This is a genomic window from Myxococcus sp. AM011, from assembly GCF_013372595.1.
Taxonomy (GTDB): domain Bacteria; phylum Myxococcota; class Myxococcia; order Myxococcales; family Myxococcaceae; genus Myxococcus; species Myxococcus eversor.
This window is the reverse complement of the sequence record NZ_JABXEM010000056.1, coordinates 22,261-45,151: the sequence shown is the minus strand read 5'-3', so window position 1 is coordinate 45,151 and position 22,891 is coordinate 22,261. Positions and strand designations below refer to the sequence as shown.

At 68.0% G+C, this 22,891-nt stretch carries 18 protein-coding genes; 8 read left to right on the top strand and 10 right to left on the bottom strand.

The genetic code is table 11. From position 1 onward, the window contains the following. Positions 1–775: carboxypeptidase regulatory-like domain-containing protein (locus HUW62_RS14500; protein WP_176434783.1), on the top strand; the 775-nt coding region annotated here is incomplete at its 5' end. A gap of 190 nt (positions 776–965) precedes the next feature. Here HUW62_RS14500 and HUW62_RS14495 read toward each other — a convergent pair. From HUW62_RS14495 to HUW62_RS14480, 4 genes are read right to left on the bottom strand one after another with little or no spacing between them, the layout of a single operon-like run. Beyond that, positions 966–2,561, bottom strand: coding sequence for an ATP-binding protein (locus tag HUW62_RS14495; protein ID WP_255203425.1), 1,596 nt, complete (start codon positions 2,559–2,561; stop codon positions 966–968). Beyond that, on the bottom strand, positions 2,561–3,241 hold the full coding sequence (locus tag HUW62_RS14490; RefSeq protein ID WP_163861494.1) for a response regulator transcription factor: 681 nt from the start codon (positions 3,239–3,241) through the stop codon (positions 2,561–2,563). The genes HUW62_RS14495 and HUW62_RS14490 overlap by 1 nt, the downstream gene beginning before the upstream one ends. Before the next feature lie 14 nt (positions 3,242–3,255). Then, the gene (locus tag HUW62_RS14485) at positions 3,256–3,489 is read right to left on the bottom strand and encodes a hypothetical protein (RefSeq protein WP_176434767.1); all 234 of its coding nucleotides are present in this window, start codon (positions 3,487–3,489) and stop codon (positions 3,256–3,258) included. Between the two features lie 42 nt (positions 3,490–3,531). After that, positions 3,532–4,047, bottom strand: a complete 516-nt coding sequence (locus tag HUW62_RS14480; RefSeq protein ID WP_163861496.1) for a periplasmic heavy metal sensor — start codon at positions 4,045–4,047, stop codon at positions 3,532–3,534. 345 nt (positions 4,048–4,392) lie between these two features. Between HUW62_RS14480 and HUW62_RS14475 the strand changes: the two genes are divergently transcribed. After that, complete coding sequence (locus HUW62_RS14475) at positions 4,393–4,596, top strand: cold-shock protein (RefSeq protein ID WP_163861499.1); 204 nt, start codon at positions 4,393–4,395, stop codon at positions 4,594–4,596. Positions 4,597–4,804: 208 nt separating this feature from the next. After that, positions 4,805–5,176 carry a cupin domain-containing protein gene (locus HUW62_RS14470; protein WP_163861501.1) on the top strand — a complete coding sequence of 124 codons (372 nt, stop codon included), beginning with the start codon at positions 4,805–4,807 and terminating at the stop codon, positions 5,174–5,176. A gap of 61 nt (positions 5,177–5,237) precedes the next feature. Here the strand turns inward: HUW62_RS14470 and HUW62_RS14465 are convergent, their stop codons facing one another. Next, positions 5,238–5,663: a DoxX family protein gene (locus tag HUW62_RS14465; RefSeq protein ID WP_163861504.1), complete on the bottom strand. Its 426-nt coding sequence runs from the start codon at positions 5,661–5,663 to the stop codon at positions 5,238–5,240. A gap of 91 nt (positions 5,664–5,754) precedes the next feature. Between HUW62_RS14465 and HUW62_RS14460 the strand changes: the two genes are divergently transcribed. Continuing rightward, entirely contained in the window at positions 5,755–6,120 is a 366-nt protein-coding gene (locus HUW62_RS14460; RefSeq protein WP_163861507.1) for a helix-turn-helix domain-containing protein, read from the top strand. A 166-nt stretch (positions 6,121–6,286) separates the two neighbouring features. Here the strand turns inward: HUW62_RS14460 and HUW62_RS14455 are convergent, their stop codons facing one another. Beyond that, positions 6,287–6,898 (bottom strand): hypothetical protein, encoded by a 612-nt coding sequence (locus tag HUW62_RS14455; protein WP_176434782.1) that lies wholly within the window; start codon positions 6,896–6,898, stop codon positions 6,287–6,289. A gap of 123 nt (positions 6,899–7,021) precedes the next feature. Between HUW62_RS14455 and HUW62_RS14450 the strand changes: the two genes are divergently transcribed. Next, the gene (locus tag HUW62_RS14450) at positions 7,022–7,564 is read left to right on the top strand and encodes an AAA family ATPase (RefSeq protein ID WP_163861513.1); all 543 of its coding nucleotides are present in this window, start codon (positions 7,022–7,024) and stop codon (positions 7,562–7,564) included. 84 nt (positions 7,565–7,648) lie between these two features. Here HUW62_RS14450 and HUW62_RS14445 read toward each other — a convergent pair whose 3' ends face one another. After that, positions 7,649–8,233, bottom strand: a complete 585-nt coding sequence (locus tag HUW62_RS14445) for a TetR/AcrR family transcriptional regulator (RefSeq protein ID WP_163861516.1) — start codon at positions 8,231–8,233, stop codon at positions 7,649–7,651. Between the two features lie 153 nt (positions 8,234–8,386). On the opposite strand from HUW62_RS14445, the gene HUW62_RS14440 reads away from it, so the two are divergent. Continuing rightward, the gene (locus HUW62_RS14440) at positions 8,387–9,304 is read left to right on the top strand and encodes an SDR family NAD(P)-dependent oxidoreductase (protein ID WP_176434781.1); all 918 of its coding nucleotides are present in this window, start codon (positions 8,387–8,389) and stop codon (positions 9,302–9,304) included. A 34-nt stretch (positions 9,305–9,338) separates the two neighbouring features. Here HUW62_RS14440 and HUW62_RS14435 read toward each other — a convergent pair whose 3' ends face one another. After that, the gene (locus HUW62_RS14435; RefSeq protein ID WP_176434780.1) at positions 9,339–12,347 is read right to left on the bottom strand and encodes a Vps62-related protein; all 3,009 of its coding nucleotides are present in this window, start codon (positions 12,345–12,347) and stop codon (positions 9,339–9,341) included. 74 nt (positions 12,348–12,421) lie between these two features. Beyond that, complete coding sequence (locus HUW62_RS14430) at positions 12,422–13,816, bottom strand: APC family permease (RefSeq protein WP_176434779.1); 1,395 nt, start codon at positions 13,814–13,816, stop codon at positions 12,422–12,424. Between the two features lie 198 nt (positions 13,817–14,014). Between HUW62_RS14430 and HUW62_RS14425 the strand changes: the two genes are divergently transcribed. Next, entirely contained in the window at positions 14,015–15,700 is a 1,686-nt protein-coding gene (locus HUW62_RS14425) for a DUF4394 domain-containing protein (RefSeq protein WP_176434778.1), read from the top strand. A 249-nt stretch (positions 15,701–15,949) separates the two neighbouring features. Further along, complete coding sequence (locus tag HUW62_RS14420; RefSeq protein ID WP_368670411.1) at positions 15,950–17,245, top strand: Fic family protein; 1,296 nt, start codon at positions 15,950–15,952, stop codon at positions 17,243–17,245. 54 nt (positions 17,246–17,299) lie between these two features. Here the strand turns inward: HUW62_RS14420 and HUW62_RS14415 are convergent, their stop codons facing one another. Then, a complete protein-coding gene (locus HUW62_RS14415) occupies positions 17,300–22,813 on the bottom strand; it encodes an RHS repeat-associated core domain-containing protein (protein WP_176434777.1) in 5,514 nt (1,837 codons plus the stop codon). Positions 22,814–22,891 lie beyond the last annotated feature (78 nt).

The following is a 22,891-nucleotide window of genomic DNA, read 5'->3' as shown; positions in this document are numbered from 1 at the left end:
GCCACCCACCACCCAGGCGCCGCCCCCGTCGACGGCCCGTGCGACAGCGCCTGGCGCCGAGCACGCGGCGTCGCCGATTCAGGCGCCCGAAGGCCAGGGGAATGAACAAGCGAAGGTCGCCGCGCCCGCCGGCACCGGTGTGGTGAAGGGGCTGGTGACTTTCACGGGCACGCCTCCCGCCGCGGCGGACCTGCCGCCGAACACCGACCCGGCTTGCGAGGGGCGAGGCTCCAAGGACGAGGCGGTGCTGGTGAAGGACGGCAAGCTGCAGAACGTGCTGGTGCGCGTGAAGGGGACCGTGGCCGGGGCTCCCGCCGCGCCGAGCACGCCGGTGACGGTGGACCAGACGAAGTGCACCTATGTGCCTCGCGTCCAGGGCGCGGTGGCGGGACAGTCGGTCGTCTTCAAGAACAGCGACGGCACGCTGCACAACGTGCGCGGCGTGGTGGGGACGAAGTCGGCCTTCAACGTCGCGCAGCCGCCCTCGGGGGCGCCGGTGCAGAAGCCCGTACCTCCGGCGGATGACGTGCTGAAGCTCAAGTGCGACGTGCACCCGTGGATGACGGCGTTCGTGGTGAGCAACCCGAACCCGTACTTCGCCACGACGGGCGCGGATGGCGCCTTCGCGCTCCAGGGACTGCCCGCCGGCACGTACACCGTGGAGGCGTGGCACGAGACGCTCGGGACGAAGACGACCGAAGTCACGGTGAAGGACGGTGCTCCCGCCGAGGTCTCCTTCGCGTTCTCCTCCGAGGACACGTCCGCGAAGAAGTAGGTCCGCGCCTGTCTCCGCGATGCGGGCCTGAATCCAGGTCCGTGTCGCGTGCCGCCGCGGCACCCGCCCCGAACAGGTCGGCGTGCCCTTCAGGTGGAGAGGGTGCTCCTGCGATACGGCCCGGTGTCGCACGCCTCTGCCGCCGCGAGAGTCGCTCGGGCGAAAGCAGGCTCGACGATTCCGAGCCCGCCTACGCCGCCGCCGGCCGGTCGATGGCGCCCGGGGGCCCGGCCTTCTTCACCGTGAAGCCCACGCGCGCGCCGCCGCCGTCGCGATTCCCCGCGAACGTCTCTCCGCCGTGCGCATGTGCGATGCGCTGCACCAGCGCCAGCCCCAGGCCCAGGGAACCCGCCTCGCGCGCCTCGCCGCCCCGGTCCTTCCGGTAGAAGGGCTGGAAGATGCGAGTCTCCTCGCCCGGCTGAAGTCCAGCACCTCGGTCCTCGACGCAGAACGCGAGGTGCTCTCCCTGCTCCTGCACCCGCAGCATCTCCACTCCGCCACCGTGCCGCCGGGCGTTGTCCAGCAGGTTGGCCAGCGCGCGTCCCAGCAACGTCGCGTCTCCCACCAGCCCCGCTTCCGGCGCATTCACGTCGAGCAATTCCAACGCGAGCCCCGCGCGCTCCAACGCCTGTGTCGCCAGGGCACGTCCATCCAGCACCCGAGATGTGAGCTGGCCGAAGTCCAGCCGTGAGCTGGCGAGCAGCTCGCCCACCAATGCGTCCAGCTCCACCACCTCGCGGTCCACCTGGTCCAGCGTCTTGGGATTGCCACCGCCATCCCGCAGCAGCTCCGTCAGCACGCGCATCCGGGCCAGCGGTGTGCGCAGCTCATGGGACACCGCCGCGAGCAGCTCCCGCTGGTCCGCCACCTGTTTCTCGATGCGCCCCGCCATGTGGTTGAAGGCGACGGCCAACACGGTGAACTCCCCCGTCGCATGTGGAAGCACCTCGGCGCGCGCGTTGAGCCGTCCCGCGCCCAGCGCCTCGGTGGCCTGCACCAGCGCATCCACGGGCTTGGCGAGCCTGCGCGCCATCTTCCCGGACGCCATCCAGAGGACGAGGCACGCCGCGAGCAACGGCAACATCACCTTCTCCGGAGTCTTGCCGCGACTGAGTCCATTGCAGACGCGCACCTGTCCCAGGGGCGTGTTGTCGCGCATGACGGGGAGGGTGAACTCGGCGTGCTTGCACAGCCCGCCCGCCAGCACGAGCAGCTTGCCGCTCGCGTCCGTCACCTCCACTTCGATGTCCAGGTCCTTCGCGAAGGACTGTGCCAGGGCGTCTCGCCGCGCGGGCTCGCTCCACACCTCCTCGAAGCGGTGGCTCGCGAAGTCCTTCAGACGGATCATCTCCTGCTTCCACGTGTTGCCGCCCACCAGGCTGAACACCGTGGCCACCACGACGCCCGTCATGAAGATGCTCAGGCCGAACCACAGGAACAGCCGCCTGTGCAGGCGGGAGCGCACGAAGTGCCCCAGCCGGCTCATGCCCCAGTAGTGGTGCCGCCAGTGCGCGCGTTGCTGGCGCTTCCAGTGGTGCCGCGCGCGGCGGTGATGCGCCTCCCACGCTTCCCTGGAGAAGGGACCTCGGCGGGGGTCCTTCATCTCCTCGCCATCGTCCTTGTCCGCCTGGGTCCACTGGCCCTCGGGCGGACACGCGCCTTCTCGCTCTCCCTGCAACCACCGGGCGATGTCTTCGGCGGCGTCCGAGTCCGGGCCGTCCCACGGCTTGCACGCGTCCTTCGGATTCCAGGGCCCTCGGCCTCGCTTTCCGTCGCGGCCGGCCATCAGAGTCCCTCTTTGGCGAAGACGTAGCCCACGCCGCGCACCGTCTTGATGAGGCGCGTGCCCACGTCGCCCAGCTTCTGGCGCAGATGCGAGATGTGCACGTCCACCGTGCGCTCGCCCACCACCGTGTCGCTGCGGCCGGCTTCACCCAGCAGCGCGTCGCGGGGGATGACCCGACCGGCCCGGCGCACCAGCGCCACCAGCAGGTCGAACTCCAGGCCGGTGAGGTCCACCAGCTTTCCTTCCGCGCGCACCTCGCGCCCGGCCACGTCGATGGACAATCCACCCGCCTCCAGCCGGTCCGCCACGGACGAGGGCTGCGAGCGACGCAGCACCGCGCGCAGGCGGGCCAGGAGCTCCCGGGGGCTGAAGGGCTTGGGCAGGTAGTCGTCCGCGCCCAGCTCCAGCCCCACCACGCGGTCCGTCTCGTCTCCCTTCGCGGTGAGCATGACGACGGGGATGCGGCTCTTGGCGCGGATGCGCTTGCATACCTCCAGGCCATCCATGCCCGGCATCATCACGTCCAGCAGCACCGCGTCGTAGGCACTGGCCTCCAGCGCGGCGAGCCCCCGCCCGCCGTCGGCGGCATGGGTGACGTTGACGCCGTTCTGCCCCAGGTACTGCGCCAGCAGTTCGTAGAGGCGGGAATCATCGTCGATGAGCAGGACACGAGTGGACATGGACGGAGGGGAGTCTAACGCGGCCCCGGCGCGGGGGCCTCGGCCGTTGAGGGATGCGGTGACTCGGACCGCGCGGAGGCGGCCGAGGGAGGCGGGGGCGAATGGGCCCAGGGGCCCCGAGAGCCCCAGCGCTCAGACCACTCGCCCGCCTGACAGTGGCGACGGTGGCGGGCGACGCTGGCGAAGCCGGAGGCATAACCTCCGAAGGTTCCCAGGGCGAGCAGGACGATGAGCAGGCGACGGCGCATGGTGGAGTTCCTCGTTCCTTTCAGGGGAGGGGAGACGGCGGCTCACACCATCCGCTGGTCGTCACCGCGCCAGCCGCCACGCCCGCCGCAGTGGCGTCCTTGCCAGCCCGGGCCTCCGCGCCAGCCATGCCCCCAGCCGTGCTCCAGGATATCCGCCAGCTCGCGACGCTGGCGCGCATCCAGCGCTTCATGCACCTGCGAGAGCGCGCCCTGGAGCGTGCCGCGCGCGTTCTCCACCGCCACGTCGTGCCGGGCGAACAGCTCGCGCAGCGCGGCGCCGTCGAAGTGCTCACCCCGCAGCGCGGTGCCCAGGGCGGAGCGGCTGGGGCTCACCTCGTCGCGCAGCTTGTCGAAGGCCTCCGTCAATTCCTCGGTGGCCTGGATGATGACCTTCTCCTGGCCGGGCGACGTCTCCAGCCGCTCGAACAGCCAGCGCAGCCTCATCCGCCAGCCGAACCGGCTGCCGCGCCTGTGGCCGTGGTGGCGCCAGCGACGACCGCCCCGCACCGTGTAGATGAGGCCCGCGAGGCACGCGGTCCCAAACAAGAATCCGAACATGGGTCCTGCTCCTTCAAATGGGGCAGCCCGAAGCGGGCGCGCCGTTGTTTGACGGAGAGGAAGGTAGAAGACGGGTGTGAAGGGCGCGCCGGAGCCGCATGAAGAAACGTGAAGGGCCGCGGGCGCCGGCGGGATGAAGACGCGAATGTGGTCTGTTCATCTCCCGAGCGATTTTCAGCGTCTCGGATTGTCCTCTGTACGACGACCGCCTGCCCGCTGGGCGGGGGTCGGGTGGACAAAGGAGTCCGGGAGGTAGATTGTCGCGGCAGTGTCGGAGCGATGTCCGCCCCGCACTGGTGGTCCGGCTGGTCCCGGGGCACCGTCTAGCAGAAAGAAGAAGGTCACATGGCACTCGGTACAGTGAAGTGGTTCAACGACGCCAAGGGTTTCGGCTTCATCGCTCAAGAGGGCGGTGAGGACGTGTTCTGCCACCATACGGCCATCAACATGGATGGCTTCCGCACCCTCCAGGAGGGTCAGCGGGTGGAGTTCGAAGTGACCCGTGGCCCCAAGGGGCTGCAGGCCCAGAACGTTCGCGCGGCCCCCTAAGGACTCGCGTCATTCCTGGCCACCCTTGAGTGAGCCCGAGGCCCGGTCTTCCCACAGGGAAGGCTGGGCCTTCGTCTTTGGTGCGCCCTGGCCCGTCGAGCGGGCGAGCGTCGCCACGGGCCCCGTCGAGCCCTTCCTCATTCCTTACCTTCAGGGCTGAGCGCGGCGCATCCGCCGCCTGACGCCCGAGGGCGAAGGAGACCAAGGCATGGGGGATACCAGCGTGAAGAAGGTGGAGAGCCGGCACTCACCCCGGGGAGACATGGGGCAGAAGTACCTGGCCTCCGGCGTGCGAGTGTCCATGCGACTGTGGGAGGACGAGCCACCTGGCGAGCCCCGGCCCGCCGCTCCGCGCGACTACGAGACGGTGGGCTTCGTGCTGAAGGGCCGCGCGGAGCTGCACCTGGAGGGGCAGGTCATCCTGCTCAACGCGGGTGACTCGTGGCTCGTGCCGCGGGGCTCCAGTCACACGTACAAGATTCTCGAGACGTTCTCCGCGGTGGAGGCCACCAGTCCACCCGCGGCGGTGCACGGCCGCGACGAGGGCGCCGAGAAGGAGCAGAAGCCCGCGAAGGCCTGAGGGTGCTCGGTGAGGAGCGAAGCGCACGGGCTCGCCGTCGAGGGGCGAGCCCGGGTGTTCTTCAACCCCGAGGTGGGATGGGCGCTCTGGAGCGCCGCCCCCAGGCGACGAAGAGCGAGAGCCCCACGAGCAGGAAGTTGAAAGGGGTGTTCGCCGACTCGCCACGCGAGATGTGGAAGAGGATGGCGGAGCCCTGGAGCGCGGCGCAGCCCAACGCGGCGAGGACGGTGAGGCCCGGTTTGATTCGCGTGAGCGAGGGCAGGACGATGCCCAGCCCGCCGAGCAGGTCGACCACGGCCGTCGCGTAGAGGAACGCCGCCGGGACTTGTCCCGCCCACGGAATCATCGCGGCGAGCTGGGGGATGGGCGTCAGGAGCTTCCAGACGCCCGTGCCGGCGAAGATGAGACCCAGGAGGGCCTGGGTGACCCACAGGCCGATGGGGAGGGCTTTGGATGCCTTCGCGCTGCCGCCGAACGCGGTCGTCATGGCGTACCTCCGGGTTCAGAGACCTCGCCTATCTTCCATGCTCGCGGATGCCGGACAAGGAGGCACATTGAAGTCACTAGGGAACGGAAAGATGACCAAGCGCTTCGTCGACGACTGCGTCGCGACGCGTGAAATCCTGAGCCTCATCGGGGACAAGTGGAGCGTCATGGTCATCGTCAACCTGGGTGACGGCGCGGTCCGCTTCAGCGAGCTCAAGCGCGCCATTGAAGGCATCTCCCAGCGCATGTTGACGCTCACGCTGCGGGGGCTCGAATCCGATGGGCTCGTGTCGAGGACCGTCTTTCCGACGACGCCGCCGCGCGTGGACTACGCGCTCACGAAGTTGGGACGAACGTTGTTGGAGCCGGTGACGGAGCTGGCCATCTGGGCGCAGCGCCACCGACCGGAGATTCAGCGGGCACGCGAAGCCTTCCAGCGCGCCGCTGTTCCGAAGTGAGCGTGTCCATGGTGCTTCGACTGCCCCCGAACCTCCCGTTCGATTGAGACCCCCGCGAACAGACATCCGGGTCCGCATCCAGGGCGGAGCCTCCGCAAGCCGTGGGCATCGTCAGGACTACCGCCACCAGCAGTCGTGACCCGTTGTCCGCGCACCCCGAAACGAGTCAGGGGCGTATGTCGTCCGCGAACTGGCGCACGGTGGTGGCCAGGTCCGCGCCCAGGATGAGGACCTGGGCCCGTGTGTCCGGGAGTGCTTGGCCCGTGCGCGAGCCGGAGACGTCAATGGAGACTGGCGCACTCGCGGACTGGGTGCCGCATCGCACTTCGAGTTGCCCTCGGAGTCCGAGTTGGAGGGCGCCATTCATCGGATGGGTGCCGCTGCCCCCGTTGATACGGAAGCTGGAGGTGCAGCCGGCCTCGGGCGGAAGCGGGCACTCGCCTTCGTTGACGGAGAAGGTGGTCTCACCTGTCATCGTCGCGCGGATGCCAGCGCCGCAGTCCATCCCGCCGAGATGGATCTGCACCCGGCCAGGATTCCTGGCAGGGGCCTCGATTCGAACGACATCCAGGATGGACGAGACGTCTGTCTGTCCATTCAGGACGATGCTCATGGTTCCCGTGACGTCATACGTGCCCGCGACGTTGGGACGATGGTCGGGTTGATTGTCGCCAGGAGGCTCGACATGCCCCGGCTCCTCTGGGGACTGGGAATCACTGTCACCACACGCACTGAGTGCCAGCAGGGCGACTGCCATCAAGACACGCGAACGCAGCATTTGGGGCTCCCCTTCAGGAGAAGAAGCGCGAGACACCAGTGCCGGCCATGGCGTCTCTTGCACAGGGAACCCCGGGCCTCCATTTTCTGCGCACGGCTTCTTCCTCCTGCTAGAGCGTCAGGCATGCGAATCGCGGTATCCGGGACGCATCGCGCGGGGAAGTCCACCCTCATCGACGAGCTGTCCGAGCAGCTTCCCACCTATGTGACGGTGGATGAGCCGTACCACCAACTGGAAGAAGAGGGGCACGAGTTCCCGCAGCCCCCTTCGGTCGAGGACTTCGAGGCGCAGCTCGCGCGGTCCATCGCCAACCTGGAGGACGCTCCCCGCGACGTGTTGTTCGACCGCTGTCCGGTCGACTTCATCGGCTATCTGCTGGCCCACGAGGACAGCGACGCGTTCGACGTCGAGGCGTGGCTCCCGCGAGTGCGCGAAGCGGTCCAGGGGCTCGACCTCATTGTCCTGGTTGGGATTGAGCGCCCGGACCGCATCTCCTGCTCCGTCTCGGACGACAACGACCTGCGCGTGGCGGTCGACGAGAAGCTGAAGGAACTCCTCCTTGATGGGGCCTACGCCTTTGACGTGGAGGTGCTCGAGGTCGAGGGCTCTCTGAGCGCGCGTGCGAAGCAGGTGCTCGCGCATCTCTCTTCGTCACGTCGGGATTGAGCGCGTCGTGCGGGCCACAGCGGGCCGAGTCCCGACGGCTGCGGGTCCTCGTCCAGCCTGGGGCGCCGTGGAGAGTTGCCCAGGTCAATCCTCTCGCCGGGTGGGCGCTGACATTCCGCTCATCAGGATGCCCAGGTAGCGCTCGCTCGCGGCCCTGGGCTCTCCTCCGATGCGCACGGCATGCACGACGCCGCAGATCAGCCGACGGACGTCGTCGACGCCAACGTCCGTCCGGATGGCTCCCGCTCGGTGGGCACGGGCCAGCAGACGCTGGGTGGCCACGCCGAGTTCGGCCTTCAGCTTCGAAGTCTGCGGCAGCGCGTCCTCCTGCGTGCTGAGGACCTCCGCCAACCCCACGTCGGCCAGTTGCAGCTTCAGGACGGCCCGGAGGAAATGATGCAGTCCCTGGCGAGGCTCGCTCGCGGCCTCGGCTGCCCGTGCCTGCACGACGAGGGACTCGAGGTGCTCGTTCACCAGGGCCTCCAGGAGCGCCTGTCGGGTGGGGAAGTGGCGATACACCGTCCCTACCCCCACGCCCGCGGCCCGAGCCACCTGGTTCAACTGCAGGGACGCATCCCCCTGGGCCATCAGCTCCCGGGCGATGGCCAGCACGTGCTCCCGGTTGCGAGCGGCATCCACGCGCAGTGGCGGCTTCTCCTGCTTCTTCATGCGGCCATCCTAACGGCCAGGGAAACGGATTCTTTATCCGAATGGCTTGAAAATCCACCAGCCGCGCCGTATCCAATAGGCAGAAGTGGATGCCCCATCCGTTTCCATTCCGTGGAGCGGGCCTGGGCCGTCCTCCTACCTGGGAGCCGTCACGTGACTGGGCACACCGATGTTTCGCAAGCGCGTCGCCAGGAAGAAGGCGTCCCCAAGGACTCGGAGGCTGGCGAGCAGGTCGCGCTCGTCACGGGGGCCAATGCGGGCATCGGGTTGGCGCTCACGCGCAGCCTCCTGTCCACGGGCTGGCAGGTCATCGCGGTGAACCGCTCCGCCTTTCCCGAGGATGATGTCCTCCTGAAGGACGCTGTCGGCACGGGTCGACTGCGCGTCTACACGGCCGACCTGACGGACTTCGACGCGCTTCGCGCCGTGCTCGGTGAGCTCAAGGCGCGGGAGGCACGCATCGACGTGTTGTTCAACAACGCGGGCGGCAGCTTCCCGACGCTCGCGTTCTCCAAGCAGGGACGCGAGGTCCACTACGAACTGCAGACGGTGGCGCCGTACGTCCTGCTGATGGAGCTGCGAGAGCTGCTCCACCGGGGGGAGCTGAAGACGGTCATCAACACCTCCTCGGCCGTGTTCCTGCGGACGAAGGCCTTCGACCCGGGCGCGTTGGAGCGTCCCTCGAACTTCAAGATGCTCCTGGGCCCGTATTCGACGACCAAACTGGCGCTCTCGCTGTGGACGCGCGAGCTGGCGCCCCAGCTCGCCGCCGAGGGAATCCGACTCCTCAGCGTGGACCCGGGAGGCAACAACACACAGCGGGCCGGCAAGCCGTCGGGCCTCCCATTCTGGCTGCGGCCCATCGTGACGCTCTTCTTCCCGCCCCCGACGAAGGGCGCGTCGCTGCTGTACGACGCGGCCCTCGGGAATGCCAGACGGGAGCCACCGGGTGCCTACCTCGTCCAGGGGAAGGCGACCAGGCTGGGCTTCCAGACGCAGGGGCGCGCTGTCCTGGACCAGGTGCGAACCATCCATGCCCGGGAGTTCCCGGCCCAGCCTCCTCGGGCCTGAGGCTTCCGATTCTTGAGCACGCCCCGCCGTTCACCTACTCCATGCCCATCGCCTCCGGATTGGAGACGCCCTTCAGCATGGGCCCGCTGGGCCCGCCGTTGCGGATGCACTCATCCGAGTGTTGCGAGATGATGTTGTCACAGCCATCCGGGGGGTTGCCCCATTGGAGGGTGATGTCCATCCACCCTGGCCCGTTCGTCGAGGTATAGGTTCCCAGCGGCTGCCAGGGGATGATGACGGGGTTGACCCACCCGGGCCACGGCGTGCCTCGCCCTGTTTCGTCGCTCAGGACCTCGCCGTTGAAGAACGTCCTGTAGGGATGCGAGCCGCTGTCCGCATAGACGCCGTGCGAGCCAAAGGCCGCATAGGTCTCCGGGTGGAAGTTCAGCAGGCTCAGCGCCTTGTCTCCGAAGGAGAAGAGCTGCCCGTCGGCGTGCTGCGCCATGTAGACCTGCGTCGGTCGCCCCTCGACGAAGCGCACGGTGACATGCTCCCAGTCACCCACGTGGTTGCCGAAGGTCGAGAACCTCCCGATGCATTTATGCACGGCATTGTAGGTGCCGATGCAGACACGCTTGCCCCCGTTGTAGGGATAGAACATCCAGTAGACGACGTCGGTCGTCTGGGTCGGATTTCCGGCCTGCGTACGAGGGATGATTTGCGCATACATCGGCACGTGGGTCGTCGGGTCCGGACGCTGGCCGGTCAGGAACGCGGGGTCCGTACAGGAGGCGCAGCCCAGTGGCTCCTTCGTCTCCAGGTAGTACCCGACAGGCTTCACGTTCGCGAGGAAGAACTCGGCGGATGACGGCCAGTAATACTCGTCCGGATGGAGCCAGACCATGGGCGCGTACTGGAGGACGGTGAGGTCATCGACTGGTGCGCCCTGGAGCTCGGGGTTGGCGAGGGCGCTCTTGTTGAGGGCCCAGAAAAGGCTGGCATTGGCGCCGCCATAACCCACCTGGCCCACCATGGAGGAGACGGTCAGGGTCCGGTGGTCGATGGGATTGGCCTGGAAGACAGTGCCGTCGCTATAGCCATGTGAGCCCTGGTCGTCCCAGAGCCAGGCGGGGCTGGCGGGCAGGACATATTCGCTGCGGACACATCGGACGAGCTGGGTGGAGGGCTTGTCATAGCCCAGGGTGGCCACCGAGCCGAGGCAGGTATAGCCAGGAGCGGGCTTGGGGTGCCAGAAGCTGGCATCGTGAGAGCCGCCGGTGTGTTTGTCATCCCAGACGAAGTCGTAGTCGATGGGAGGCGCCAGGAGGTCCCCCTCACCGGAGACGGCGAAGGTCATCCGAGCCGGTGTGCCGTGAGAGGGCAAGGCCACGTCGCCCAGGGAGTAGTAGCCCGGGAACTTGTCGAGCTTGGGACGCCAGACGGAGATGTCGTGGTTCGCTCCGGTGTTGTGGTCGTCGTAGACCCAATCGAAGGTGCTCACCGCCTGGACGGAGAGGCGCAGCGGATAGCGGAGCCGGGCCTTGTCGGACCGGAGCGTGAAATCGGCCGTCTCCCCGACCTGGGTCGTCGCGGCGACGAGCTTGTAGCCGCCGGGCTGGAGGTAACAGGCGATGTGCGCGCGTGAGCCGCCATTGGAGTTGTTCGCCTCCGCGAGCACGCGTCCGCTGGAGTCGAGGAGGTAGAGGTAGGGACCGACGATATCGGCTTCGAGGTCGAAGGTGACGATGTCGGGGGGGCCGGAGTACTCGACGAGGAATTGCCGGTTGGCGGTGCTGGTGGGGCTCTGACCACCAGAGGAGCGCCATTGTCCGGAGAGGATGTTGTTGTGACGGGAGGTGGTGGACTCGACGACGAGACTGGACGCCGTGGCGTTGAGGAGGTTGCCGGAGAGGTCCGTGTCCTGGGTGAGGACGATGCGTTGTCCTGAGAAACCCGAGTCCGCGTAGAGGGTGACCTGGAAGCCCTCGGGCACCTTGAGGGAGCGAACGGTGTCATTGCCCAAGGTCAGTTGGTTGATGTCATAGCGACCCGCGCGCAGCGCCTGACGGGCCCCCTTGAACTCGTGCTGGGAATAGAGGGTGACGGGGGCTTCCACCCGGATGCTGGAGGTCTGTCTGTCCCAGCCAGTGCCCGTCAGGATTGTGTCGGAAGTGACGGTGGTGAAGCTGCCGGAGAAGCCCGCGTGCTCATAGATTGTGACGGCCCAGCCTCGTGGAACATGGAGGGAGCTGATGGTGTCATTGCCGACGGTGAGCTTCTGCTGGTCGTACCAGCCGGGCTGGAGCGGCTGCGCGAAGGGCTCCGCACCGCCGGAGGGATAGACGCGCACGACAGGCGTCCACGTGGTGGGCGGATGGGCATAGAAGAGGGGAAGAGAGCCGCCGAGGGCGGGGTCGGCGCCGAGAGGAGCCATCCAGCCGCAGTAGCCACCGCCTGTGATGGAGACGACCTGGTCGACGAAGCTGTAGGACGCGGTGCCTCGCTGGCTGAAACCACTCGCCACGAAGGAGTTGGAAGCCACCTTGAACGGGGTGCCGCGCAAGTCGATGTTGGCCCTGCCGGAGTCACCCCAGTCGCAGGACATGGCGGTGGCGTAGGGCATGGTGGAGATGTTGGCCTGGCCATTGTGTGAGAGCGCGCCGGTGGACCTGGCGAACCGCTGGTCGGACGTGACGACCTTGAGTGTGACGGGGTCGATGCGCAGCCTGGAGAAGACGGTGCGGACGCTGGTGCCAGTCGCCGCGCCACCCGCGGTGTACTGGGCGAAGTTGGAGTGGAGGCCGTTCTCGGGGAGCGGGAGGTACTCGGTGGGGGTGCCCGCCATGTCATGGCACCAGGCTCTCCAGGGCCGAGCGGCGTCCCCCATGAAGTGCAGGATGTATTCACCGTCCATGGCCTGGGGCTGGGCGCTCTTGATCTCCTGACAGGACTGCTCCCTCAGGGGCGCGAGCCGTTGCTGGAGGACGGGCAGGCTCCCGTCCACCTCGATGCCTTCGCCCTGGCAACCCGTGAAGAGCGCGAGGAGTCCCCCGAGGAGCACTCCGTGCCACGCAGCGGACTTCAAAGAAAAACCCAGACGCATGTCGCCAACCCTTCGCTCGATTCAAGGAGCGGGCTGGAGACGGTGCGGGGCTTTCGGGTGTGATTCCCCGGGGATTAATCCGGCGCGGCGAAGACCGTGGCGCGCGCGTCCCTGCGCCTGCGCCAGTAGAGGAACACGGGCACGCCCGCGCCGAGCAGCAGCGTGCCCTTGAGCGCGTTGAGGGGATTGGAGGCCGTGGAGCCCACCACGACGTAGACCGCCGCCGCGATGAAGAGCAGGGGTGTGACGGGGTAACCCGGCACGCGATACGACACGCGAGGCACCTGTCCCTCGCGCTCCCGGGCCCGGTAGACGAAGAGCGTGGCGGCCGTGGCGCCGAAGACGAGCCAGTCGGCGAAGACGACGTAGTCGAGCAGCTCGCCGTAGGTCCCCGTGCCCGTGAGGAGGATGGCCCAGACCGCCTGGAAGACGATGGCCGCGGACGGTGTGTGGTAGCGCGGATGCAGCCGCGCCATCCACGGGAAGAACAGCCCATCCGCCGCCATCGCCTGATAGACGCGGGGCGACACGAGGATGACGAGGTTGAGGAACCCGAAGGTGGAGAGCGCCACGCCCGCGGTGATGAACGTGCGGCCCGTGGGTCCCATCAGCAGCCCGAGCGCGTCCGCCGCGGGCGCGTTGCTCGCCGCCAGTCCCTCCGCTCCGAGCGTGCGCAGGTAGGTGAGGTTGGCGAGCAGATACACCGTCACCACGCCGATGACGCCCCAGAGGAGCGCGCGGGGCAGGTTGCGCTCCGGATTCACCAGCTCCTCGGCCACGAAGTTGGTCTGCTGCCAGCCGCCGTAGCTGAAGAGGACGGGGACGAGCGCGGCGCCAAGGGCCAGCACGATGGAGTCCGGAGGCACTGGGGGCGTCGTGGTCCCCACCGAAGTCGAGGCCCCCGCGAGCAGCAGACCCGCGCCGATGAGCACCGCGAGCGCCACCAGCTTGAGCACCGTGAAGACGTTCTGCGTGAGCGCTCCGGGCCGCACGCCGAAGTAGTTGACCCCGGACAGCAGGATGATGGCGCCGACGGCGAGCGGGAACCGGTAGCCGTCCGAGAGGCCCGTCAGCGCCAGCGTGTAGTTGGCGAAGGTCACCGCCACCGCGGCGATGGCGCCCGTGGCGATCATCAGCAGCATTCCCCAGGCATTGAGGAAGGCGGGCAGCTCGCCAAAGGCATCGCGCAGGTAGACGTAGCTGCCGCCCGCCTTGGGGATTCGCTGGCCCAGCTCGCCGTAGATGAAGGCGCCGATGAGCGCCACGACACCGCCCAGCAGCCAGGCCCCCAGCGTGAGGGCGGGGGTGTGCACGCGCTGGGCGACGATGGCGGGGTTGAGGAAGATGCCCGAGCCGATGATGCCGCCGATGACGAGCATCACCCCCGAGAACAGGCCCACTCGACGCGCATAGCCTCCGCCCGACGTTCCTGACGGCGCTCCAGCTTCATGCTCGGCGGAAGGGCTCATGGCCCGAGCATAGACGGGAGGGTTCGGGGCCTGTTGAACTTCACGTCCTCGAAAGAATGGCCCATCCGCTTCTTCATCGCGGGTCGCGGGTTGGCTGCTGAACAGCGCGGAGCTCGTCGTCACCGGGGGGAAATCCGGTTCGTGGGGGGCCTGCGTACGGCCTCGGGAACGCAGTCCGTTGCCTCTCCTGGGGAGCCCATGACGCTTGTCAGTCCGCAGTACAAAGTCCTCGCCGTGCTCGCCACCGCGCTCCTGCTCACGGCTTGTAGTGACGACGATGACCCCACGCCGACTCCCGATGCGGGGATGGATGCCGGGACGGACGCTGGCTCGGATGCGGGGACGGACGCTGGGCCGGACCCGGTCATGGTGGGCGAGGTCATCGCGCTGACCGCATCCAATACGCTCGTGTCCTTCAATCGCGCGACGCCTGGCACCCTGGTGGGCTCTGTCGCCGTGACGGGCCTGAACCAGGGCGAGTCGCTGCTGGGCATCGACTACCGTCCCGCGGACTCAGGGTTGTATGGCCTCACCAGCGGGGGCCGAATCGTCACCCTGGCTCCAGACACCGGCGTCGCCACCGTGAAGTCCACGCTGTCCGCCATGACCGGAGACGACAATCCATTCACGGGCCTCGGTGGCACCGACTTCGCCGTGGACTTCAATCCCGTGGCGGACCGCCTGCGCGTGGTGAGCAACACGGGGCAGAACCTGCGCATCAACGTCGACACTGGCGCCACCATCACCGACGGTGCCATCAATGGTGGCAATTCCGGCGCGCAGGTCTCCGGTGCGGCGTACACCAACTCCTTCGCGGAGACCGCCACCACCCGCCTCTTCGTGCTGGATGCGGCAACCGACACCGTCTACCTCCAGGACCCGCCGAACAACGGCACGCTCTCTTCTCCGGCGGCGTTGGGCGTGGATGCCTCGGCGGTGAATGGCTATGACATCGATGCTCGCACCAACGTCGGCTATGCGGCGCTGACGGTCGGCGGCACGCAACGGCTGTACCGCATCACCCCGGCGAACACGACGACGGCGGCCACGGAGCTGGCGGCCATCGGCTCGACGGAGCCCATCAAGGGGCTGGCCCTGAAGCAGGAGGTGGGGGCCGCGGTCTACGGCCTCACCGTCGACAACCAGCTCGTGCGCGCCGCTGTCTCCGCGCCCAACACCCTGACCGCGACGGTGGCGGTGACGGGCGTGCCAACGGGAGAGACGCTGCTCGGCATCGACCAGCGCCCGGCGGACCGGACGATGTATGCCCTGTCGTCCGCGGGGAAGCTCTACACGGTGGACACGCAGACGGGCGCGGTTACCGCGAAGTCCACCCTGGCCGCCGACCCCGCCGACCTCACGGACCCCTTTACCGCCCTGTCGGGAGCCTCGTTCGTCATGGATTTCAACCCGGTGGCGGACCGTCTGCGCGTGGTGAGCGACACGGGGCAGAACCTGCGCATCAACGTGGACACGGGCGCGACGACCACGGACGGCGCCATCAACCGGACGCCGGCTGCCGTCGTCTTCGGCGCGGCGTATACGAACAGCGTCATGGGCGCGACGGCGACGACGTTGTTCGACCTGGAGCGCAACGACAACGTGCTGACCCAGCAGGTGCCCCCCAACAATGGCACGCTCGTCAACGTGGGCGCGCTGGGCGTGACGTTCGTCGGCGCGGCGGGGTTCGATATCGCTGGCGGTGACAACGGGCTGCCGCTGGTGGCGGGCCGCACGGCGGCCAGCGGGCCCTATGTGCTGTACCAGGTGAATCTGCTGACCGGCGCCGCGACGTTCTTCCCGCGCACCGCGACGACGGCGGAGCAGGCGGCCATCGGTGGGGCTTCCGGCCCGGCGCTGCGAGACATCGCCGTCGTGTACTGACACAGGCGCGTGAAGGACATGCCGGGAGAAACGGGGCCCAGGCCCGGATGCCGGGCCCCGTGTTCATCAGCCGTCGAGGCCGACGAAGGAGTGGAACGTGTTGCCCGAGGTGGCGACCGAGCAGGGGCCTGGGGTGCTTGAGTAGCAGTAACTACTAATTCGATGGGGAAATTAGTAGTTTCTAGTAGCTTCACCTCCATGCGAATCCCAGAAGCACCCCCGGGCAGGCAGGCCATCCTCGAGGAGCTCGTGCGCTTGGGGACCGAGCGGCTGGTCAAGCTGTTGGGTATGCAATGGGGGCCCGAGGTAGAGGGGCGCTATCTCCATTGGGACGAACTGCGACGGCATCCCGCACCCGAAGGGTTGACCCATCGGGAGTGGTGGCTCCTGGTGGCGCAGGGCCGGAACGCGCTGCGGACCGAGCTGCCCCTGCCGGACAATCAGGGACGCGCCTTCAGCTACACCCGCCCTGACAGCCTGCTCGAAGGGCTCCATCGCATCGACCGAGGGTTGGGCAATCACCTGGAAGCCACGGAACCCCATCTGGTCAACAAGGACGTGCGTGACCACTACATCATTCGCTCTCTGATGGAGGAGGCTATCACCTCCAGTCAGCTCGAGGGGGCCTCGACCACGCGCAAGGTCGCCAAGGACATGCTGCTCCAGAATCGTCCACCCCGGACGAAGGGAGAGCGGATGATCCTCAACAATTTCCAGGCGATGGAATTGTTGCGCCGGCGAGTGCAGGAGCCGCTCTCCATCCGTTTCCTTCTGGAGCTCCACGAGACGCTCACGACCGGTACCTTGGATTCGGAAGATGAGGTCGGCCGACTTCGGCATCGCGATGAGGTCATCACGGTACTGGACCGGGGAGACGGTGAGGTTCTTCACATCCCGCCCGATGCGGACGAGCTTCCCTCAAGGCTCAGACAGTTGTGCGCCTTCGCCAACGAGGAGAGTGCTCAGGTCTTCATCCACCCTGTGGTGAGAGCCATCTCGCTCCACTTCGCGCTCGCGTACGAACACCCGTTCGTCGATGGGAACGGACGGACCGCGCGAGCCCTCTTCTACTGGAGCATGCTCCGGCAGGGGTATTGGATCGCCGAGTTCCTTTCCATCTCGCGCATCATCCAGCGCGCTCCCGTGAAATACAGCCGGGCCTTCCTGTTCACGGAGACCGATGGGGGGGACCTGACCTACTTCCTGCTGAATCAACTGGAAGTCATCCACCATGCAACTGATGACCTCTACAAGTATCTGGACCGCAAGAGCCGGGAGGTGGGGCAGGTGGACCAGCTCCTTCGAGGAGACGACAGCTTCAACCACCGGCAGCGCGCCCTGCTGGCCCATGCGCTTCGGCATCCCACCGCTCGGTACGACATCCAGTCGTTCCAGAAACAGCATGCGGTGGTCTACCAGACCGCGCGACAAGACCTGCTGGACCTGGAGCGAGCGGGGCTCTTGAAGAAAACGCGCATCGGACGCGCCTTCTCGTTCATTCCTGCCCCTGGGCTCCAGCAATTGTTGAAGCGGTTGAGGGCTTGAAGAGGGCCGGTGGACGACCCGGCCCTCTTCCTCACTGGCTCACGGCGGGTGTCGCTACTTGTTGTCCTCGTAGAACTTCTTCAGCTCCTCCTCCGCGCTCTCCAGGTTCTCCGACGCCTTGTCGATCTTCTTCTGGAGGGCCTGGTCCTCGGCGGCCAGCTCCCTGATGCGCTGGTGGACTTCGTCCATGCGCGCCTCGTCCGGGTGGGACTGGCTCGCCTCTTCGAGGTAGCTCCCCAGCTCATGATGCAGGTTGGCCTGCTGCTGCTCCATCTCCTGGATGGCTTCCCGGATGAAGCGGGCCCGCGACTGGGCCAGCGGCTCGCTGAAGAGGGGGTTGGAGCCGTTGATGCACCCGCCGATGAACTTCACGACCTTGAGGGCGGAGTTGCCCTTGCGGAGGGTGGACACCACCGGGTTGTTCAGGAACCGCTTGCCCAGGTCGTACCCGGCCTTCACGCCCGAGACGACCTTGGGTCCACCGACGCGCACGCCCGCGGCGATGGCGATGGGCGCGCCGACACTCACCCCATTGCCGACGGCGTCCCCGTGGGTCAACGGCTTCTCCTCGGTGCCCGTCGGGTCCACCAGGTCCAGCGGACGGTTGCTCACATAGCTGTAGAGGTTGCACTCCACGGGACTGGCGCGGCACTTCTCCAGGTCCTCGAGGAACAGCGGGTCCGGCGTCGTGAAGCGGTTGATGCGAGCGTCGTAGTCGCGAACGCCCATGCGCACGAAGCCCAGGTCCGCGTCATAGGCCTTCTCCACGTAGTCCATCGCCGCCGCGCCCGTGGGGTGCGTCGCCCTGTCTCCGAAGGGAGAAGCAATCCTCGGCGTGCCGTCCGCGTCCGCCATCACCGTGCCCCGGCGGTCGGTGGACAACAGCCGGAAGGTGCCGTTCTGGAGCGCCCCCACCAACTGCGAGTCCACGCGCACCGGCTGGGTGATGCCCGTGCCGTCCAGGTACGCTCCGCCCTCCAGGTAGGCCGCCAGCGGCGTCCCCGAGCCATCGCGCTTCAGCAGGCGCTCGCCATCCTCGTCGTACAAGAAGCTCCAGGACTGGGTGCCCTTGGTCGCGGTGGCCACCTGGCCGTCCGGCCCGTACGTGAGGCTCAGGTCATCCCTGCCCACCGTGCGGCCCAGTCCGTCCATCGTGTACGTCACGCCCCCGGCGACCAGCGTATTGGCGCCCGTGACGAGGTTGCGCGTGCCCGACGCGTCGGAGATGTGCGTGGACAACCCCATCGCGTCGAAGCCGTAGTCATACACATGCTGCGCGTCCTGCGCGGAGGACAGGAAGCCCTGGGGTGAATAGCCATACTGGCGCACGAGCGTCGTGCCGCCCAAGCCCATCACCTCGCTGCCGGTGAGCCCCCGCGCATTCAGCTTCCAGGCGATGCCGGAAGTCCACGCGGGCGTCGTGTGCATGAGGGTGGTGCGCTGCCGGGTGAGGGCGTCGTAGCCCATCTCCACGAACGTCCCACCGCCGAAGTCCACCTTCGCCGTCTGGCCCAGGCCGTTGTACTGGACGCTCGCCCAGGGCTGGCCGTTGCGCGTCAGCGCGCTCATCCGTCCCCAGGCATCCCAGGAGTAGCCGAGCGTCGTCGTGGAGAGGACCGCGCCCCCCGCGTCCTTCACGCGAGTGACTTCCTGGCTCACCTCTCCGCTCTCCGCATACGTCAGCTCGCTCTCCACCGTGCGCCAGCCGCTCAACTGGAGTGTCGACTTCGACAGCGTGCCGTCCGTGCGGTACTCCATCCGCTTCGTGTACCCGTCTCCCGACGTGGCGGTGAGCAGGCCTGGAACGCTCGTGTTGGCGGGCGCGGCGGGTGAGGCGCCGTCGTAGTAGAGCTGGTACGACTTCACTCCGCCCGTGGCGCTCGTGTGGGTGATGCCGGTGCGGCGGCCGATGCCGTCGTACTGGTAGCTCTCGCCGCGGACCAGCGTGTTGCCCGGCGTGCGGAACTGCTTGGCGGACACCAGCCACGTCCCGGGGGCGTACTGGAAGTCCACGTTCGCCACGCCGTCGCGCTCCATGCGGTTGACGCGGCCATAGGCGTCATAGGCCAGGCGGTGTCCCTGGCTGTCCGGCATCGTCACGCTCCGCAGGCGTCCCAGCGAGTCGTAGGTGTACGAGTACGCGAAGCCCAGCTCGTCCTCGTACCGCGTCATCCGCTTCGCCGCGTCCAGGAACTGGCGACGCGTCTGCATGCCGTTCTCCTGCGTCTCGACGACGAGCCGTCCGCCCTCCAGGGCCCAGGACGTCGCCAGGGCCTGCTGGACGTCGGCGTGGTGGCGCAGCACCTTCTCCACGTCGTAGCCGAAGACGGCGGTGCGCACGCTCGACGTCTGCTCGATTCCGCCCAGCAGCGTCGCGTAGTCCAGGGCCGCCATGTCCGTGTTGGCCGGCAGGTTCGGACGCACGTAGCGCGTCTTCTCCCGCTGCTGGCGGCTGTGCAGCGTCAGCCCATCCACCACCCAGCCCTCGGGGATGAGGCGCGTTTTGGCCACGTCCTCGCCGGCCGCGGTGGAGTACTCCTCCGTGTAGCGCCGGGCGTTGCTGCCCGCGTCCACCAGCGCCGTCGCGGCGATGCCCGCGGGCCGCGTGGCCGTGGCGAACCGGTAGCTGAGCGTCTCGTTGGGGTTCACCTCGCTCGCGACACCGAGCGAGTCCCACCGCTTCGCCAGCCGCTCCATCCCGTCGTAGCGGAAGCGCTCCACGTGGGTGCTCGCCCCGCGCCGCGTGGTCAACGTCAAGAGGCCGTCGTGCAGCGGGTGACGCTCGGTGACTTCCAGCGCGACGCCGTCAGGCTGAATGACCTTGGAGAGCAGCAGGCGACCCGGAGCGTAGTCGAACGTCGTGGTGCCCCGGCCGGGCTCGCTCACCGTCTTCACGGTGTAGTCGGCCGCGTAGCTCACCGTCTGGAGCGGCATGGCGCCTTGCGGTCCTTGCGCCACCACGCTCTGCACCAGTCCCACGGAGTTGCGGGTGATGACGCCCTGGTAGGAGAAGTCCAGCGCGGGCTGCGGGTGCGTGCCCGCGTACGTCACGTTGGAGGGCAGGCAGTGCAGGTGCTTGACGAGCGCCGGCAGGCTGGCGCGTCCCAGCGTGGTGGTGAGCGTGCCCCACGGGGTGGCGCGCACCTGTTGCTGCGGGCACACGCCGTCGAAGGCCACCGTCTTCGTCGACTCGGTGAGCGTCAGCGCCGGCAGGCTCGCGTCGCGGAAGCCCTGTCCCTCCTCCTTCAGGCGCTTGAACGTGAGGCCCTGGTGCGTGGCGTCCTCGTACTCGCGGAAGGACACCTCGCGGACCTGGGGCGTGAGCGCGTCCGTGCGCGTGTCGGAGAGCAGCAGGCCGGCGAAGTCGTCTCCGTTGAGGAAGTTGACCGCGTGGCTCTCTTGCGGCGCGGTGCGCACGACGCTGTCGAAGCCGACGAGGAAACCGCCCTGCGAGTGGTAGTTGGCCCCGAAGTACTGGTAGCCGTAGGTGACGGTGTCGTAGCCCGAGGACGCCGACGTCAGCGACGCGAGCACCGGCTGCCGGAAGCGGGCCCCGGGTGCCGCGGGCAGGCGGGTATAGGTGAAGCCCAGCACGGTGCCCTTGCCGTCGTCCGCGGACTTGAGCAGCCCCGTCTCGGGTCCGTCCAGGGAGGTGCTGTAGGCATCCGAGCCCTTCGTCACGGTGAGGCTGGTGTTGCCGCTGCCCGCGAAGTCGCCCTGAGTCAATGCGCTCGTCGTCCCGTTGAAGAAGGTGAGCGCGGGGACGGTGACCTCGCGGAACTCGCTGCCGTTGTTGACGAAGAGCAGGGCGAGGCCCGGCTTCGACAACAGCACGTCCGACAGGCCGTCGCGATTCACGTCGACGAACATGGCGGAGTAGGTGGCGAGCTGCGCCAGGCTGACGCCCGTCTTCGTCAGCACGGGGAACAGCTTGCTGGAGGCGGAGTCGAACGCGAACCTGCCGGTGCCCGGCCACACGTGCAGGCCGTTGGAGAGGCGCGCGACGATGTCCGGGATGCTGTCGCCGTTCATGTCATGGACCCACGTCGCCGTCGCCGACACGCTGGGCGTCAGCGTCCCGGTGACGGCGGCGCCGAAGCTGGTGCCGGGCGCCACGCCGCTGGTGTTGGGACGCACCTGGAAGCCGCCGGGAACGACGCGGATGAAGTCCGGCTGCTGGTCGCTGTCCAGGTCCACGAAGCGGGTGTGCGGGCCCAACTGCCACGCTCCCGTCAGGGACTGCTGGGACAGCAGCGTGCCCGCGCGGTCGCACACGCGGATGTCCGTGTTGGAGCCGCCGGGGTTGGTGATGGCGACGACTTCGGGCTTGAGCTGGTTGGGGCGCAGGCGCGCCAGCAGCCGGGGCTCGTTGCTCACGTTGGCGGTGGGACGGCACACCGACTGCGTGCCGGCGTTGGCCGGAGGCAGGGCCTCGGCGCGGAAGCCCGAGTCCTCCTGGACGTAGAGCATCTGCGCCTGGGCATGCTCGAAGTCGAGCCGTCCGTCCTCGTCCTCGTCCAGCAGCGTGGCGCGCCAGGGTTGGATGGCGTCCTGTCCCGCGGCGGCGAGCGTCGCGTCCAGCTTCGTCACCCGGGTGAAGCTGGCGGCGGCGAGCGCCTCCGCCGACGCGTGGTACGTGTACCGGGCCGTGGGCGCCACCGTCACGTTGGGCGCCGTGCCGTAGGTCTGGTCCACCTGGGCCAGGTAGAAGGCCACGCCCTCCACGGGCTCGGTGAAGGTGAGCAGGTACTGCCACCGCGCCTCGAAGAGTCCCGTGCTCGCGTTCTTCGCCTTCACCGACACAGAGGACACGCGCCGGTCCAACCGCAGCTTCTTGCTGGAGCGGAAGTCATCCACCGGCTTCGCCAGCGTCGCGTAGCCCAGGTCCACCTGGTACTGGAAGTCATTGCCGGTGCCGCCGTACTGCACCGTCGTCAGGAAGAGGCGGCCCGTCGCATTGGCCTCATAGGTGAAGCGCGTCTTGCGGCCCGTGGCGCTCACGACTTCGCGCAGGGACCAGGAGTAGATGCCCTTGGCCGTGCTCACCTGCGCGCCGTCGCCGAAGGTCCACACGCTGCCGTCGGGGTGGTACGCGGTGAGGGCCGTGGCGGACTGCTCCACGCGTACGGCGGGGGTCAGGTCCGCCGGATACCAGGCGCCATCGGCGCCGCGCACGAGCCGGCCCCAGGGACTGGAGAGGTCGTCCGTCGCGTAGTCCAGGTCGCCTCGGACGCGCCAGCGGCGGATTTCCAGCTTGGTCTGCCAGCCGTGTCCCCACTCGGACTGGCCCGCGTCGGAGGAGTAGGTGGGGAAGGGCGAGCCGAGCACCTCGCCCCTGTCCTTGGGGAGGGTGAAGGGGGAGGCCAGCGCGAAGCCGCCGCGCGCCACGTCGGCCGCGCCGAAGGCCGTCTGCGCGTAGGTGCCGATGAGCGAGCCTCGCTGAGGCGCTGCGAGCTGGGGAGGTTGAATCTTGGCGTCCGTGAAGCCAGCGGGCTGCGCGAGCGCGAGGGGAGAGACGAGCAGGGCGGTGCCGCCCAGCATCCGTCGGAAGAGGGAAAGATGTTTCATGGTCCTACCTGATGGGTGAAGTGCTGACGACAGTGGTACTGCGAGACGACAGGGCGGCGGAGCGCGGGGCGTTCCCCA